The organism is Alteromonas hispanica, from assembly GCF_010500915.1.
GTDB classification, from domain to species: Bacteria; Pseudomonadota; Gammaproteobacteria; order Enterobacterales; family Alteromonadaceae; genus Alteromonas; species Alteromonas hispanica.
Window position 1 is genome coordinate 247,783 of the sequence record NZ_JAAAWP010000004.1, and the last position, 16,584, is coordinate 264,366.

Below are 16,584 nucleotides of genomic sequence, written 5' to 3' on the forward strand. Positions count from 1 at the left end.
CTGCATAAAGCAGGCATTCTTTTCGCTATTAATTTGAGTACGTTATTAACACTAGTGACTCAAGTTAATGTTATAGCTTCTCTTAGTCGAACATATACTTAAGAGATAGTACAGTTGTGCGACCATTCAGTGGACGAGCACGTACATAGCTGCCTACTGCTGCAGAACCTTCTTCAGATTCTGTGATGATGAACTCATCAGTTGCGTTGTTCACGTTAAGTGCTACTGAGAACTGGTCGTTAACCCAGTAAGTCGCGAACAAGTTAACTAGCGTGTAGCCTTCTTGCTTAAGGTCGTTGTTGTCTTGCACGTAGTATTCAGTTGAACCTTGTAGTGACGCACCTACAGACCAAGTGTCAGTTACGTACTCAGGTGTAATTGTCCAAATCCAGTCTGCTTGACGGCGTGGCGTATTACCGACGATTGCTGCATTGTTAACATCACTGCTAATTTCCGCATCTGTCCACGTTAAGTTACCAGCCATTACGAAGTTATCAGTGGCATTCCAACGACCTTCAAATTCAAGACCTGTTGCTTCGTACTCACGCATGAAGGTAAGACCGCTAGTTACTTCCGCTTGTGTATCTTCGGTAACCGTATCGAATAACGTAGCGTTAATCATTAGGTCTGAAGTACCGTACTTATAACCAACTTCAAGCTGTTTAGTCGTATCAAAACCAGATGTAGTGCTAGTAAGACTTCCGTCTTGGTTAAGCGTTCCGCCGATTTGTAACAAACGGTCTGCTATCGCACGGCCGCCCTTAGAGTAGCGAGCGAAGAACGTTTGACTATCGCTAAGAAGGTATGAACCACCCACCGAGTAAGACGTGTTGTTCGCATCGTAATCAACGATTTGTGATGCTGCGCCTGCGCGGTTAAGGTTAATTACACCACCGCGAATAAAGCCACTGTTAGTTGCCGATGCATCTTCGATTTGCTCAATAACACCGTTGCCGTTGATATCAAAATCTGTGTTACCACCACAGCAAGAGTTGATTAGCTCACCAGAAGCTTCCACTGTGTCGTAACGAACTGACGCATCGATAAGAATGTTGTCAGACAATTCAAAACCAACGTTCATGTACGGCGCAGTTGTCACATAGTTAAGGTCCCATTCCCATGAAAGGAAGCTAGGAGACAGTAAACCGTTAGAAACAAGGTCTACACCGTCACCATTAGTGATGTTTAGCATTTGTGAGTTAGAGCCATCCAAAGTCTGGATGAACGTCTGCCAGCTTGACCAGCTAGTCGCGATTTCTTGGTTTGAGTAGTAGTAACCAACAGTTAGGTCAACGCCGTTATCAAATTCTTTACGCAAGCTGAAATCGTTGATCATGTTGCCAAGATCGTTAATGCGGGTGTCGAACTGTAGGTTAGTAAACGCTTGACCAGAATATGCGTTACCCGCACCTGGGCCATTCGCTAGTGTGACTGTAGTAGTATCACAGTTAAGCGCGTTGCCGTCACCATCTAGGGCACCTGCACATAATGCATCAGCGAAGTTAGATACGTCACCAGGGCCAGTAGGGAAACCGTCTACGAATGGGGCAATAAAGCCACCAGAGATATCTGAAGTACGGAATTTATTTAACAGGAATAAGTTGTCAGCTACTTCTAAATCAACTTCGATGCCGAAAGAGCTTACTTTTGACTCGATGCCATCGCGCACATCGCGGTTCTCTGGGTTACCGAAGCTATCGAAAGTAGAGATGTTAGTGTTGTACGCAGAGTTAAGAGCCTGTGAACTTGCATCGTAGTTTGGAACAGGACCATACTCGCCATCGCCTTTCACCAATACTGGAGAAGGAAGGTAAGTCGAAACTTTATCATCAAGATTTTTGTAATAGAAACGGATATGACCGTTATCTAGCATCTTAGTGATGTTGAATTTGATTTGACCGCCCTGATCACCATTGTAACCAGTCTCACGAGGACCTTCGCCGCCACGTGCAAAACCCGCAATGTGATAGTACATGTCGTCGCTGATTTCACCACCGTAGCGGAAATCTAAACGGAACTCTTCATAATCGACACCAAATGAAGTTCCAATAGCGCCACCGCCTACTTCACCGGTGTTGCTGATCATGTTGATGACGCCACCTGGAGAGTTACTCGCAAATGTTGATGCAGAACCACCACGGATGGCTTCTACATTTGCCACAGACCAGTCGTAACGAATGAAGTTATCAGCGTTACCAAAGTTGATGTCACCGTATTCTAAAACTGGAAGGCCGTCTTCATGAATTTGTAAGAATTTTGAACCACCAGTCGCTAGAGGAATACCACGGATAGTGATGTTAGCGTTACCGCCACCGCCTGATGATTCAGCACGAATACCTGGTAATGCGCGGAAAACTTCAGCAGTAGAACGAGGCGCTAATTTAACAATATCATTCTCGTCGAAGGAGCTAACTGAAACGCTCGCCTCTTGCATAGTCGCGCCACCCGGTGCAGCAGTGACGACAATTTGTTCGTACTTCTCTTTTGCTTTTTTCTCAGCATCTGAAGGCGCTGCTTCTTGTGCGAAAGCGGTTGAAGAAAGTGCTGCGCAAACAGCGAGTGTCAATGTGTTGTATTTAAGTGTGTTTTTCATGTCTTCTCCGGCGGTGTGTTAGAGCCTTGAAATCCAAATAGCGTGTTAATTTGACACAGCGATTGCACCCGCTGCTTAATCGATTAAGAATGTATACCAAGTTTTTTGCCTTGTAAAGATTCTGTGAAGAAAATTTTCACAATTAGGTATAGCAATTCGTCTAACATACATTTCATTTACAGGTATATAAATGATTTTAAAGATAAACGTTTGCACCAAATAAAGTTAAAACGTTTAAGAAAAAATGAAGAATAGCCTTGTACAACGTGCAATTACGGTCATCCCTCCCCTTTACTGCTAAGATAATTGTAGTAAAGAATGACGGAAATAGTATGAGGTTGCCTTACTTTTGGTAATTTTTGTTAATTTAAATCAACTAATTCACTGATGAATTGTGTTAACAAATTACTTATCACTATTGCACGTTAGCCACAAAAAATAGTGTAAGGTTAGAAAACGATTTAGAAAGTCATTAACATATCTTAATCGAATCCCCCATAAGTTTATTAGTACTTAACACAAAGACAAGAAAAGGCGTTGTATTTTGCATCTTAACCACGGTGAAGCAACAAAAGAGAGTATTAAACGAGATGCTGTAAATATGCTCATGGAAAACTGTCTGATTGGGCTTTCCATGACGGCATTCTGCTTTTCAGGGCTTGTATTATTTTTTCTGCCAGCAGACCCTACCCTTCAAACAAAAAAGCTAACTTTGCTATTTGTGATGTGTTTTGTATTAGTCGCCCGATTTTTGGATGCTGTTTATTGGCGAAGGAATCTTAGAGGTCGAAACTACAACCCCTACCCTGCATTTTTGCGCTTTTCCTTGGGTCTATTTGCCACAGCACTCATCTGGGCTTCTTATACATTATTACTGTTTGACTCTATGGGAACGATTGAGCTTGCAGTAACTATGGTTGTTATCGCCAATATGGCTGCAGGTGGCAGTACTGTCCTTTCACCAAGTAAAGTGCTTGTAGCTATCTACGCAACAGCACTTATTATTCCAATCTCTTTGTGTGCTCTGGTATATCACGATGAGTTTTTTGTTTTGGGCGTATTCGGCATTGTTTTTTGGTTTGGCATGTTTGCCAGTGCATTTAGATATAACAACTTTTTTGTAGATACGGTGCACCTTAAAACAAAAAACACCGCGTTAATGGAACAAATGAGCATAGAGAGGCAAGAAACGGAAAAGGTTAATACGCTGCTTCGCCAAACCAATCAGCAGCTAGATGAGGTTAATGAAAGTTTAGAAATTAAAGTGAGTAAGCGCACAGAAGCACTTTTTCGTTTATCTAATCACGACCAACTCACGGGTTTACTCAATAGAAATGGATTTATTAAACAGATGTCTCCTCTGCTTGATAATGCTAAGGCACTGAACGGCACCTTCGCACTACTTTTTATTGACCTTGACGGCTTTAAGCAGGTGAACGATAGCTTGGGCCATAAAGTGGGGGATGTAATCCTTGCCGAGACTGCGCAGCGACTGAGCAAGTATTGCGAAAAAGATCATCTCGGGCGTTGGGGCGGTGACGAGTTTGTAGCGGTAATACCTTACGTCAATGTAGACACAGCAAAAACAATAGCGCAAGCCATGCGCAGTGGGATAAACGTGCCTGTAGTGGCAAACCAAAATCAAATAACCCTAGACGCTACCATTGGCATTGCCATGTTTCCCGAGCACGGCAGTAGCTCAATGGACTTAATTCAGCATGCCGACTTGACGATGTATGATCAAAAACGAAAACAGCGAGGTTCAATTGGAGTGTTTAATCAAACGCTCTTTAACCAGGTTAAACGAGAGCAGTATTTATGCGAGCACCTTCGCTATGCCATAGACAACGACGAGCTCTGTGTTCACTATCAGCCTATTATCGACGTAAAAACCAACACTCTTTCATCGGTAGAGGCGCTGTTGAGGTGGACTTGCGAGGGTGAAAATATTTCGCCTTGTGTGTTTATCCCTCTTGCCGAAAAATCAGGGATGATGCCAGAAATAGGTGCTTGGGTGCTTAATCGTGCGCTTATCGATTTATCCCATTGGTCTGGTGCCAGTGAAGTTTGCATATCTGTAAATGTTTCTATCGCGCAATTACTCAATGATGAGTTCATCCATATTCTTGATAGCGCATTAGCAACAACACAAGTTCCTCCAGAGCGTCTTACATTAGAAATTACAGAGAGTGTTTTTGCCAATGATGAAGAGTTAGTATCTGAAAGGCTGCAAGCACTGGTAACCAGAGGGGTAAAAATATCCATTGACGATTTTGGTACCGGGTTCTCTTCGCTATTTCGATTACAAAACATGCCCTTCAACTTTATTAAAATAGACAGATCTTTTGTACAGAATGGGTCTGAAGAGAGTGATACAATTATAAGAGCGACACTATTAATGGCGAAAGAATTTGGCTGCAAGACGATTGCTGAAGGAATTGAAACAAACGAGCAGCGAGAACACCTAGCAAAGCTTGGTACAGACTACCTACAAGGGTTCTACTTTGCTAAGCCTCTTGAGCTCGCAGAACTTAAATCTTGGTATAACGATAAAAATTAACGACAATGGCACAACTTTACTTTTACTACTCCGCGATGAACGCAGGAAAATCCACATCACTTTTACAATCTGCCTATAACTATCGCGAACGCGGTATGCACTCTATTATTTATACTGCTGCCATAGACGACAGATTTGGCGTTGGTAAAGTTACCTCTCGCATAGGTTTGCAGGCAGATGCAAAGCTCTACGGGACTGCAGACGACCTTTTTGAATCAATTAAAGCAGATGAACAAGCACGACCACTTGATTGTATCTTTATAGACGAAGCACAGTTTTTAACTAAAGAGCAAGTTCGTCAATTAGTTGAAGTAGTAGATGAATTAGACGTCCCTGTTTTGGCTTACGGACTGCGAACTGATTTTCTTGGTGAAACCTTCGAGGGAAGCCATTACCTTTTGGCATGGGCAGATAAACTTTTCGAGTTAAAAACAGTGTGCCACTGCGGTCGCAAAGCCAATTTTGTTGTCCGGCTCGACCAAGATGGCAACGCAGTGAAAGGCGGAGACCAAGTAAAAATTGGCGGCAACGACACATACGAATCGATGTGCCGTAAACACTTTAAAGCCTTAGTCTGGAACGATTAATTTCATTATTAAACGCTACCGCTTCCCCACTGTTTCGCCGATCTTTAGGTCGAAGGGCAGGATTTGTTTTCTTACTTCTCCTGCCAATAATGCCTTAGCAGCAGCCTCGCCCTTCGATACGCTAGATTGACATATGGTTGTAAGGTGGGGTCGCGCTCTATCCGCCTCTTCGATACCGTCGAACCCAGTTATTTTTAACTCATTAGGCACATCAATACCCATCGCGATCGCACTGTGTAGCAGCTCTAATGCAATAATATCACTCATACACAATACCGTAGATGGGCGAGGTGAGCTCATAAGTACTTCTTTTGCTGCCTGCCTAGCATAGTTTCTATCACTTTCCGGAAGATGCCATATCCACTCGTTTTGAATTGACACTCCTTTCTCTTCAGCAGCCCGCAAATAGCCATCAAGACGGCGGTGAGAAATAGAGCTGTCTGTATCAATAAGCGGGTTATCGTAAATTCGACATGTAGAGGGCGAGTCTATGAGGCGCAGTCCAAGGATTGCCACCACATCATCTTTTTCTATAGCAGCTTTGGCAACTTGGTAAGCGGCATCTTCGTTGTCTATGTTGATTGATGGCACATCGACGATGTCAAAATCAACGGTTATTGCAGGCTTTGGCTGTGCAGCAATTTCGCGAGCTAATTTGTAGTTTCGCGGAGCTCCATAACAAATGAAGCCATCGACAAAGTCAACCACGTCTAAAATGCTTTTTGAATCGCCGGCATAAAGAAGAAGGTGCTTACCTTGCTGTTGGAGCGTAGTAGAAACCCCTTTAATAAACGTACTCGCTACTGGGTCGCTTACCATATAGGCAATACTATCAGCAAGTACGAGAGCTACAATGTTTGAAGTTCCTTTACGCAGAATTTGCGCGGCTTTATTTGGCCCCGAGTACCCTATTCTTTCGCACTGCAAGAGAATATCTTCCCTTCTTGCTTTAGATAACTGGTCGGGGCGGTTAAAAGCGTTCGATATAGTTGCGGTTGATACGCCAAGTTGTTGTGCGACATCTTTAAGCGTTAACTTGGTCTTATTCATTTAGTAATAACTCACTGTGCAAATCTTAATCGATATCTGTTCCGACTCTTTAATCAAGCCGAACAATACAAATTTCCGCACAATAATAACATTACCTTAAACGTTTAACCTACAAAAAATTAACGCGATAACAACGAAAACTTAAAACAATAAACAAGCCTTAAATTAGGGCGTATTGAACCTTGCTACTGGTCTATCGTGTGCCAAAAATCTTATCGCCAGCATCGCCCAACCCCGGCAAAATATAACCATTTTCATCAAGACGCTCATCAATTGCAGCAGTGAAAATATCGACATCGGGGTGCTTATCAACTACCGAACGAATACCTTCTGGTGCAGCAACAAGAAAAAGCCCCATAATATTTTTGCACCCTTTTTCCTTTAACAGATCTATCGTTGCTATTAACGTTCCTCCCGTCGCTAACATCGGATCGACAATTAAAGCCGTGCGCTCATCAATGTTTTTGACCACCTTGTCGAAGTAGGCCACTGGCTGAAGCGTTTCTTCATCTCGATAAAGTCCAACTACGCTTATTTTAGCGTTGGGAATAAGCTCTAGTACCCCCTCTAACATCCCTAAACCTGCGCGCAATATTGGCACTACGGTAATTTTTTTACCCTTGATTTGCTTAACTTCAACATTATCGCCAGACCAGCTTTCTATAAAGGCTCGTTCTGTAGGCAATGTTCTTGTGGCTTCGTAAGTTAATAAGTTGCCTACCTCAGAGGCTAATTCACGAAAATCTTTACTGCTGATTGTTGCGTTGCGCATTAACCCAAGTTTGTGGGCAATAAGCGGGTGAGTTATTTCATGAACGGCCATAGAAGCTCCTAATTGGGTTGTTTAATTGCCACTATACTAAATGTTATAAATCGCTCTGTCTCGATTTATGCGAAACGCCGATGCTCGTATTGCTCAACTGTATTAGCTCAACCTTACGAAAGATTTTCAAACCAGCGACCGTCTCTCTCATGAAACATTAACGGTTAGCCCATCGGGCAACGTTACTTTAATCGTTAAGCTTCCACCTACAGCAGCTAAATAAGCAGCAGCACGCTGTAAAGAAACATCTTGAATTCTCTTCGACTCTAATTTGCTTACGCCAGATGCTGTTACCGAAAGCGCCATCGCGACGACTTCTTGCTTAACGCGATGCTGCTTTCTAATATCGCCCAGTGTTAGTTCTTTCATGTTCTTATTCCAAAATTATGGGCACAAAAAAGCCCGGATAGTTGTTACCTTCCGGGCTTTTTCAAAACGTTTTTACCTATGCCCAGAAGCGAATACTTGCCCCTGAACAACTCGCGTCAGGTGCGATTAGTTCATAAAATTATAAAAATTGTATTGTGAAACGTTTTGCATAATTCTTCTCTTAATGGGTTTAACGTGCAATTTTTGCAGCGTCATTTTTCGTGGTCTTTTTATCTAGCAATTCTAGTATTTGTTAACTTCGGTCGCCCCTAATGAGAGCCATTTGCAACAGCAGTCTTTAACAAAAGTATTCGCTAACAGATGTAGTCGTCAACAATGACAGAAATTGGCGAAACAACTAATGCTATGCTTGACCATATCATTTTAAATGACAATAACAATTACTTTCCGAAAAGGAAAGTAGTGAGGCAACGTCGAACTATTATGAAATTATTCAGACAGGATAGATGTACCTGTAGGCGTATGTTTAAGCTTTGCCAAAAACTCGGGTACTTCCATGCTTCCCTCTTCGGGAGCCCAAGGAGCGAACCCCTTATCTTCATTCACATCGTAAGGCCCCTGTTTCACTTCCATAAAAACAACGGGCTCAAAGCATACTGTGGCATGCCAAATGTTCGGGGGTATTTCAAGGCCAACGCACTGTCTATTGGGTTCTAAGGTTACACGGTCGGTGACAACGCCTTGGTCATCAAAAAACAACAGATCCAACGCGCCCTCAAGCACCATAAAGAATTCCCACTTATGCGCCTGAACATGTCTATGTGGCCTTACGTAAGAGTCTGGCATCATAGCAATAAACAAACGTTGCACAACGTCATTGTAAGACTGATGAATGTTGAGATTTGCCCTTCTTCGCTCGCTATTAGACGCTCTACCTTTTAGCTCGCTGAACATCTCTCTATCAAAAAATTGAATCATTTTCACCCTACTTCCTAGCACACCCGTGATGACGAATAAAAAAACGAGCCTAACGCTCGTTCTCTCATACTACTATCTCATTATGCTTTGAACGATGACAAGCCATCCATTAACACAGTTTTCAATTCTTGCCCTTCTTCAGTATCAAGATATGCTTTGAGGCTTTCAACAATCTGCGTGACTTGCTGAGTATCAAGGCCCAATGAATCAAATTGCTTTTTCAATTCATTCATATTAGACAATGATTCGCTGTAGCCTGCTGCTTTGTCCAGTAAGCCACCTAACGACCCCTTACTTGTCATCTCGCTCACATCAGGAGCGGCGGCAAGCAAACTATCTAAATTAGGCAAGTTAGCTTGTAACGTTTGAATTTGCTCCGCTGAAATATTTTTCTCAGCATAGCTAAACAAGGCTGCCAAACTGCCTTTTACCTGCTCTTGGCTCATTCCAGTCGCTTTTTCTACAGATGCCATCATTTCTTCGATACTTACAGAAGGAACCTCTGTTTCATCAGCGGCCATCCCGAAAAAGCTTTTTATGGAGTCTAGCCATCCTTCAGCGTGAGCTTGGGGGGCGAATAAAAATGCCGAGGCTAAAGCAAGCGCGTATACACGTTTCATTTTATCTTCCTTATAGTAAATATTGGCAGAGAATAAAACAAATTGCATAAACGCACTATTAGCTTTACGGATGAATTACGTTTATTTTTTTATACGCTTCATCATCTTTCAACGTCTCTACAGCCTAGCGACTTCAAGCCAGCCACCCTCAATATTTTTTATCACCTTATCGGAGTGACAAAACACAGGAATAGCCCAGCTCTCACTATCTTTAGCAGACTGTATTCTGCTGTCTGGCCAAGTATAAGCAGCGTAAGAAGAAAGCAAAACCCACCCTTCTGCGCTTTCATACGGTTGCCTTCCTAAAGCCTTCCAGCCTGAGCTTGAGGTATTAGCTTCCACACCTTTTGGACTGAAACGCAACATGGGTTCGTCTTGTTCGTCAAGCACAACCATATGATGGTCGCCGCTATAACTCACCCGAATTGCGCTATCAACGCCAGGTATAATCATAGCCTTTAGATTCGCGATAGGTGTAGCAGAGCTATCTAAAGTAACCAGAGTTCGTTTTTTCGGTGGACTGAGTGATTTAAAATACCCACTTATATTTTGAGGTTGACCGTCTATCGCGATCCCAATATTCCAAGTTGTTGAATGCTCATCAGATTTTACTAATCGCTCATCATACCAACCGTAGTAGGTATTTTCGCTTACTTGGGTCCATTTTGACTCTATTTTTCCATCTTTTACCCAATCAGGAAGCGGTCTAGGACCTGCAGTTTGAGCCTTGAACCACATGGGATGATCCCAGTTGGCAAAGACACCCTTGGGAGTAATACGGATAAATGGGCTGTTGTCATCAGCCAATACCTCTAATACTCCCTCCCCTGAAAAAGAGACTAGGATCTCGTTGCCTAACGGCGAACTTTGTATTTGAGACGTGACGTTAGAGGTCTCCGATATCGCAAGTATAGGCTGCCACTCTCCATCAACCTTACTACTCCCATGAGCAAATGTATTTTGTGCAAATACTAGAAGCAGGAAGTGTATAAATAAATGTTTCATTTTTGCCTCCTACTGGCAAAGTGCAGACAGTGCACCGGTTACTGTAATTGCCTTAGATTCAGATGGAACCAAATTTCCCTCATCGTCTCGTGCGTTAACAAAAAGCATATAGTCTCCGGGTGGAACCACCGCTTGTTGTGTCGGCATTTGAAGAACAATTCTTCCGCTTCTATGACGCACTATTGGAAGCTCAACACTTCGTTGGTCTCCGTCAATTAAGTGAGTAATGTTAGTGCGGCGAACAAGTACAGCCGACTCAATTCGCGTGTTCATTTTCGTAGCGCTTGCATCGCTATTCTTTAAACCCACTCTGAAGCGTTCACCCACGTGCACAGATTTAGCTCCTGTTCTAATAGAAGGACGCTCACCGAACATGTAAGGAGGCTTATAGATTTCAAATGAGGGATCTCTACCATCATTGGGAGAGAAGCCTGGCAAAGTTACACTGTAGGCGTATGCAGTATTAATAGGTGCATGCCCACCAATAAGCACACTACCATCTGGTAATAACGCTGCGGAGTTATGGTACGTTCTCGGTCTATTTTGTTTTGCTACTTTTCTGAACGTTTCAGTTTCAGGGTCGAATAATTCTGCCTCTAAGATAGGGAAGCCGGTACCCGGAAGAACAACCTCGTCGCGGTCTGCTCCGGATACCACTAGAACTTCGCCAGTAGGCAGTAAAACGCCAGTACCATACCAACGTCCTTGGGCAAGGCCTCCTGTAGAGCGAGAATCATAAAGCATTCTTTCTCCCTCTATTGTCACCGAGTCTATGCGCGCTAAGTTAGTCCCTAAGTACAAGCCCGGACTGGTTGCTGCCACACCGGTTAATACTCCACCTGCGGTTAAAAACTCAGCTTTGTTGTAGTTACCATTTTCATCGGGCTTTAGGGGCATCATCATTGAAAATGTCGACCCTCTAAAACCAGCGCCTAATACGGATTGCACATCTGCTAACTTGTACGGATCATCAATGATGGGGGCTAGAGCATCAAAAGGGTTTGCAATAAACTCCTCAGTTAGACCCGATAGCAGTCCCTTAAGAGATTCATCAGCCTCGCTATTAGTAATGTTGAGTAGACTGGTAAGGTCGCTTACACCAGCTTCACTAAGATGCAACGGAAGCCCCGCAAACCCTAAATCTGCCCATGTCTGCGAGCGAGGATCATAGGCCGCTACTATATTCCAAAGTGCTTGGTCGTATCCTTGACCGAAGGGATTAAATGCTTGCCCGCCGCCGTTATAAAAAACGTGACCGTTTGGCAGTAAATGTAAACGTGGATAGAGAGGTAAAGAACGCTCAGCTAAGGCGCCATTTTCTGTCCACTCGCCGCAAGAGGTGTCGTAGGTTTCTGTAACAGTTACGTTTCTTCCCGATGTTTCAGGGCGAGTGAGATAGACAGGCTTAACGAGTTTTGTCACACCGCTAGCAACTAACACGTTGCCATTGGCTAATGAGATCGCACTGGGATACCAACGACCAAAGTTCATATCTCCCGTCTTGCGCCAGCTATTGTCATCCGGATTAAAAATACGGCTGTTTTTAAGACCCTCTAACTCAGATAATCCAAAATTAATTGGCTGCCCTAAAAGCTCGGTATTTACCCCTGGCTCGTGATAGTAGTCTGTGCCACCTACCGCCATCAACTCACCATTAGGTAGGCCAACCAAATCAGCGCAAAAAAGTGCTCCATCATTATTTGTTCTGTCATCGTCAGTTCCCAAATCAATATCAATAGGGTCACCGAGAAAGCCTGATATATCGCCGATTAGCGTTTCGGAGTCGTTTCCGTCCGGATTAGCACCTGCATCAACTGGCGACGGAGCTATCCAGCTGGCATTGCCATTTTTCATGGTAAGCACACGAGTTTGGTCGTTTACTATCGCTGAGCCTATTTCTAGCAGCGCGTTGTACTCAACATTCTCAGTTCCCTCTAATGCGTTAAAATATAAAATACGTCCATCATTAAGCAGCGCCAGGCTTCCCGCAGCAGGTTTGCACTTTAAAACTCCATCTTCATTTTCTTCGCATTTACCGTTGTCCGGATAATTGTTAAGTGGATTCGTAATATTAGTATTATCTTGATCCGGAAACTCTCCTGTAACCAGAGGCTCTTCAAAAGGGTTAGTAAAAAGACCTTTGTCTTTACAAACTTGCTCATTAACACATTCAGGCGAAACTATGGGCACATTACCTTTGTTGCGGGCGGCTAGTGCATAGTGAGAGGCAATGCTTAAAGAAATTAATGTTAAAGCGGGTACGAGTGATGGACGTGTTTTCATATTTGGCATCCTGTTATTTTAGGTAGATATGCCGTTTTTCAACAACGACAAAACCGCGCCGTTGTTAACAGCATGTTAACTAAACGACTTAGGTTTTAAATTGGATGCAATATTTTTATGTATTTTAAAAAAGAGGTTTCATAACGCCATTATTTGGATTTCCGCATTCGTCGGCTTTGTTCTTGCCTTTTTTCTTCGCGCTTTTCCTTTCGATCTTTTTTGTCTGGAGTGAGCGAGCCAGTTTTAAATTTTTGCTTCCGCTTCGCTTTTGCTTCTGCTTTCTTTGCGGCCGCTTCTTCAATCTCAACTTTTTCTTCAACCAGCATTTCCGGCGTTTCAAGAGTAACGCGCCCTAGCTTTCCTGACTGCAGTTCTTTTAACAAAATTTCACAAATCTTATGCAGGTTAACCCGCCCACCAGCCATTATGGCACCTCGGCTTTTTGCGGCAGCTTCAAGGAACTCTATTTCAGTGTCGGGAAGGTCATCAAGCTTGAATCGCTCTTTGAGAACATCAGGATAGGCCTTTATTAAATAGTCAGCAGCAAAAAAACCGACGTCGTCATACTCCATAGCTGTATTTTTTACAGCACCAGAAGAGGCTAAACGATATATAGAATTAGGATTTTCTAATTTAGGCCAAAGTACTCCCGGCGTGTCGAACAAAATAATACCACTGCCCAAATTAATGCGTTGCTGACTTTTTGTCACCGCAGGCTCGTTGCCAGTTTTAGCTATGATCCTGTCGGCTAATATATTAATAAGGGTCGACTTACCGACATTCGGAATGCCGGTAATCATAGCCTTAATCACTTTTGCCTGACCATCTTTGTGAGAACAAATGCTGCGAATAAGCTGCATCAGTTGTTTACTGTTGCCCGGATTATCACTTGATGTGGTGATAGTTTTAACACCGCGCTCTTTCTCTAAGCTTTCTTGCCATCGAGCGGTAATTTCAGGGTCTGCCAGGTCGTATTTATTCAGTATTTTAATACAGGGCTTATCACCGCGAATTTTGGCAATTTCAGGGTTTTCACTCGAAAATGGAATTCGCGCATCGAGAACTTCGATGAGTATGTCTACCTGGCTTAGCGACTCTTTTATTTCTTTGAGTGCCTTGTGCATATGACCTGGAAACCATTGAAGAGCCATGCGTAAATCCTATATTTTGGTGATACTTAAACAAAAAGTGCGTGAACAACAATTGCTGAATTAAAGTGGAAGCGAACTAAATTATTGAGATAATTCGTAAGTACAAATATTAACAGCGCTGGCTAAATTCAGGGAGTCTATTTTACCGCTGCCAGTGATTGTAAATGCCGTTGCGTTTAATCGAGCGATTTCTTCAGTGGGGACGCCCCTTGCCTCATTACCAAAAAGGTAACACTGGAAGTTGCCAAAATGGTGCGATTTTATCTCATCGCCATGCATATCTAGGTAAGCGAACTGAGAAAAGCGCGATGCCAAATCTTCTAACGCCACGTTGAGCTCCATGTCGACGTGGAAAATAGCGCCCATACTCGCTCGTACTACCTTGGAGTTAAACGGGTCTACACTGTTGGGACTCAACAAAAGTTTAAAGTTACCAAACCATGCCAGCGTGCGAAGTATTGTACCAAGGTTGCCCGGATCTTGTACTTCATAAAGATAAATGTATCGCTGTTGGTTTAATTGACTATTTGCGCTTTCGTCGCTAACGCTATTAATATCTTTGTTTGAAGATGCTGTTTTGAGAGGAACTCTGGCAATAATTCCCTGAGGCGATTTAGTATCGCTTAACTGTTGCATTTGTATCGATGTTAAGCGCTCGACCTTGACAGCAGGCACACGCTCATTTGGAGAAATCTTCGATTGCTCGCTTTCCAACGCGGCCTCTTGAGACAGGGCGTGTTCTAACCAAACTTCATATTCGTTAGTTACATAAATACTCAATGTCTCATTGGATATGGTATTAAAGTTAACATCCTGCCTAATGGCCTTCAGCAACTCTAAAACTAAATGCTCTCCTTCCACCAGATAAAATCCGAACTGAGTTCGATACTTTTTCTGATGCAGCTTCTTCACATCACTTAGTTTCATTGTCGCTAGCCCTTTTCAATTGATGCGCGCAAGTTTAAGTTATGTGAATGAAAACTCAAGTCGATAATAACGCCAATACAAGATTAAGCATGGATATACCCATTACTCTTACACAAATGTAACGCCTTAATTCACTATTTTTTTGTATTCTTACGATATCTCTTTAAACAAATGTACAACAATGACGAATTCACCTTCCGCCAATGCTTATTCTTTTAAAACCACTGCAGCACCTAGCAACTGTACAAAAATCACAGAAGAAAAAATGAGAGAGGAAGCGGTAACAATTTATCTGCACTACACAAAAGTTGTGTTACCAGAACTCGCTCAATCTGAGGGTGAAAGCAGAGCTTGGCCAATCGAAAACGACCATTGCTTTCAGCGTGTTGTATTAGACACTGTTTGTCAAAAAGCCTGGTATGAAGTTATTCCTTCGCCAGCGTATAAAAACCTTTCTTTGACGCAGGCACTCGCAGCAAAAACCTTGTGCGAGAGAATTGCAGGTAACTTAGAGTGCGTAAACACGCTGAACAACAAATCGAAAGCATGGCGAAAAAAGCAGGCAAGCTTCGCTTTTTAGCTCTTGCTCTTAAACTTTGCTTTTTTATTTGGGCCCCAACTGAATAACTACCGCCATTAAGCCCCAACATATACGCCATAAACTAACGAATTTTGGGAGGACTTTCATGCCACAGCGAACTTACCCGAAAGATGCAAGTAAAATACATTCAGCTTCAGATTTAGAAGACGTGGTGGTAGATAAACGAGCACACTGGCGCGCAAACAATGCAAAAGCAAGACGCAGACAGCGGCGCTATAAGAAAAAGGTTGTAACACATCTCGTTCACGAGCTTTATGAAAATGAAGAATTTGATCAGTGAACCAAACCAACGTATGCTTTCCTATACGTCTGGTAATACCAGTACACATAGCCTGTTTTAAGCGGCTCGTATTATGTAAAGGACACTCATTATGGCTTTCGATTTTAAAATAGAAAACGACATTGCATTAATTACGTTTGATGATGGTAAAGTGAATGCGGTCGGTTTTAACCTTATCGAGCAGTTTAATAAGGCGCTAGATGAAGCAGAACAACACGCAAACGCGGTAGTTTTTCATGGTGGCGAAGGCAAGTTTTGCGGCGGTTTTGACCTTTCGGTTATGAAAAGCGGCGATGAAGAAAAGCAGAACAAATTGGTTCAAGCCGGTGCTGATCTCATAGTTCGTCTATATGGATATCCCCTACCTGTAATTGTTGCAGCAGAGGGACACAGTATCGCATTAGGCGCCATTATGTTGATGGCTGCCGACTTGCGCATTGGCAAAGATGGCGGCACTAAATATGGCCTGAACGAAACAGCAATAGGTATGGTACTCCCACCATTTGGTATGGAATTGGCCAAAGCGAGACTTTCGCTCACATCACAAACCGAAGCGTTACTTTTCTCTCGTATTTTTGAAGGCAAAGAAGCTGTTAAGGCCGGATTTCTAGACGCTGCAGTGCCTCAGGACCAAGTGTTAAGAACTGCCATGGGCTATGCAGAAAAATTAAAAATGCTTCCGCGAGCCGCTTTTGCAGAATCAAAAATACAACTGAGAAAAGCGACAATAGAAAAAATGAAGGGCTGAAAAAAGAACACTTGTTAGACCGTCATAAACGCTAGCTCAAGCTGGTTT

15 protein-coding genes are annotated in these 16,584 nt (G+C 43.0%); 5 read left to right on the forward strand and 10 right to left on the reverse strand.

Translation table 11 applies throughout. The annotated features are described in order from the left end of the window. Nucleotides 1-82: 82 nt before the first annotated feature. On the reverse strand, nucleotides 83-2,593 hold the full coding sequence (locus GTW09_RS08965; protein ID WP_071980243.1) for a TonB-dependent receptor domain-containing protein: 2,511 nt from the start codon (nucleotides 2,591-2,593) through the stop codon (nucleotides 83-85). Between the two features lie 544 nt (nucleotides 2,594-3,137). Between GTW09_RS08965 and GTW09_RS08970 the strand changes: the two genes are divergently transcribed. Further along, a complete protein-coding gene (locus GTW09_RS08970; protein ID WP_239059329.1) occupies nucleotides 3,138-5,153 on the forward strand; it encodes a putative bifunctional diguanylate cyclase/phosphodiesterase in 2,016 nt (671 codons plus the stop codon). Between the two features lie 5 nt (nucleotides 5,154-5,158). Continuing rightward, on the forward strand, nucleotides 5,159-5,740 hold the full coding sequence (locus tag GTW09_RS08975; protein ID WP_163111603.1) for a thymidine kinase: 582 nt from the start codon (nucleotides 5,159-5,161) through the stop codon (nucleotides 5,738-5,740). Between the two features lie 15 nt (nucleotides 5,741-5,755). Here the strand turns inward: GTW09_RS08975 and GTW09_RS08980 are convergent, their stop codons facing one another. The 9 genes from GTW09_RS08980 to GTW09_RS09020 form a co-directional block, all read right to left on the reverse strand. Next, a complete protein-coding gene (locus GTW09_RS08980) occupies nucleotides 5,756-6,790 on the reverse strand; it encodes a LacI family DNA-binding transcriptional regulator (protein ID WP_071980245.1) in 1,035 nt (344 codons plus the stop codon). Nucleotides 6,791-6,983: 193 nt separating this feature from the next. Further along, a complete protein-coding gene (gene upp / locus GTW09_RS08985; RefSeq protein WP_071980246.1) occupies nucleotides 6,984-7,613 on the reverse strand; it encodes a uracil phosphoribosyltransferase in 630 nt (209 codons plus the stop codon). A gap of 147 nt (nucleotides 7,614-7,760) precedes the next feature. Beyond that, on the reverse strand, nucleotides 7,761-7,982 hold the full coding sequence (locus GTW09_RS08990; protein WP_163111604.1) for a helix-turn-helix domain-containing protein: 222 nt from the start codon (nucleotides 7,980-7,982) through the stop codon (nucleotides 7,761-7,763). Nucleotides 7,983-8,432: 450 nt separating this feature from the next. Then, nucleotides 8,433-8,921 carry a WbuC family cupin fold metalloprotein gene (locus GTW09_RS08995; RefSeq protein WP_163111605.1) on the reverse strand — a complete coding sequence of 163 codons (489 nt, stop codon included), beginning with the start codon at nucleotides 8,919-8,921 and terminating at the stop codon, nucleotides 8,433-8,435. A gap of 80 nt (nucleotides 8,922-9,001) precedes the next feature. After that, entirely contained in the window at nucleotides 9,002-9,541 is a 540-nt protein-coding gene (locus GTW09_RS09000) for a DUF2780 domain-containing protein (RefSeq protein WP_163111606.1), read from the reverse strand. 117 nt (nucleotides 9,542-9,658) lie between these two features. Then, a complete protein-coding gene (locus GTW09_RS09005) occupies nucleotides 9,659-10,546 on the reverse strand; it encodes a hypothetical protein (protein ID WP_163111607.1) in 888 nt (295 codons plus the stop codon). A gap of 9 nt (nucleotides 10,547-10,555) precedes the next feature. Then, nucleotides 10,556-12,829 carry a galactose oxidase early set domain-containing protein gene (locus GTW09_RS09010; protein WP_163111608.1) on the reverse strand — a complete coding sequence of 758 codons (2,274 nt, stop codon included), beginning with the start codon at nucleotides 12,827-12,829 and terminating at the stop codon, nucleotides 10,556-10,558. A 149-nt stretch (nucleotides 12,830-12,978) separates the two neighbouring features. After that, a complete protein-coding gene (ylqF, locus tag GTW09_RS09015) occupies nucleotides 12,979-13,980 on the reverse strand; it encodes a ribosome biogenesis GTPase YlqF (RefSeq protein ID WP_163111609.1) in 1,002 nt (333 codons plus the stop codon). A gap of 81 nt (nucleotides 13,981-14,061) precedes the next feature. After that, nucleotides 14,062-14,907 (reverse strand): TrmH family RNA methyltransferase, encoded by an 846-nt coding sequence (locus tag GTW09_RS09020; RefSeq protein WP_163111610.1) that lies wholly within the window; start codon nucleotides 14,905-14,907, stop codon nucleotides 14,062-14,064. Nucleotides 14,908-15,088: 181 nt separating this feature from the next. On the opposite strand from GTW09_RS09020, the gene GTW09_RS09025 reads away from it, so the two are divergent. The 3 genes from GTW09_RS09025 (at nucleotide 15,089) to GTW09_RS09035 (ending at nucleotide 16,536) form a co-directional block, all read left to right on the forward strand. Beyond that, nucleotides 15,089-15,487, forward strand: coding sequence for a hypothetical protein (locus GTW09_RS09025; protein WP_203565691.1), 399 nt, complete (start codon nucleotides 15,089-15,091; stop codon nucleotides 15,485-15,487). Nucleotides 15,488-15,593: 106 nt separating this feature from the next. Next, the gene (locus tag GTW09_RS09030; RefSeq protein WP_163111611.1) at nucleotides 15,594-15,788 is read left to right on the forward strand and encodes a hypothetical protein; all 195 of its coding nucleotides are present in this window, start codon (nucleotides 15,594-15,596) and stop codon (nucleotides 15,786-15,788) included. A gap of 91 nt (nucleotides 15,789-15,879) precedes the next feature. Then, nucleotides 15,880-16,536, forward strand: coding sequence for a crotonase/enoyl-CoA hydratase family protein (locus GTW09_RS09035; protein WP_163111612.1), 657 nt, complete (start codon nucleotides 15,880-15,882; stop codon nucleotides 16,534-16,536). The last annotated feature ends 48 nt before the right edge of the window (nucleotides 16,537-16,584 follow it).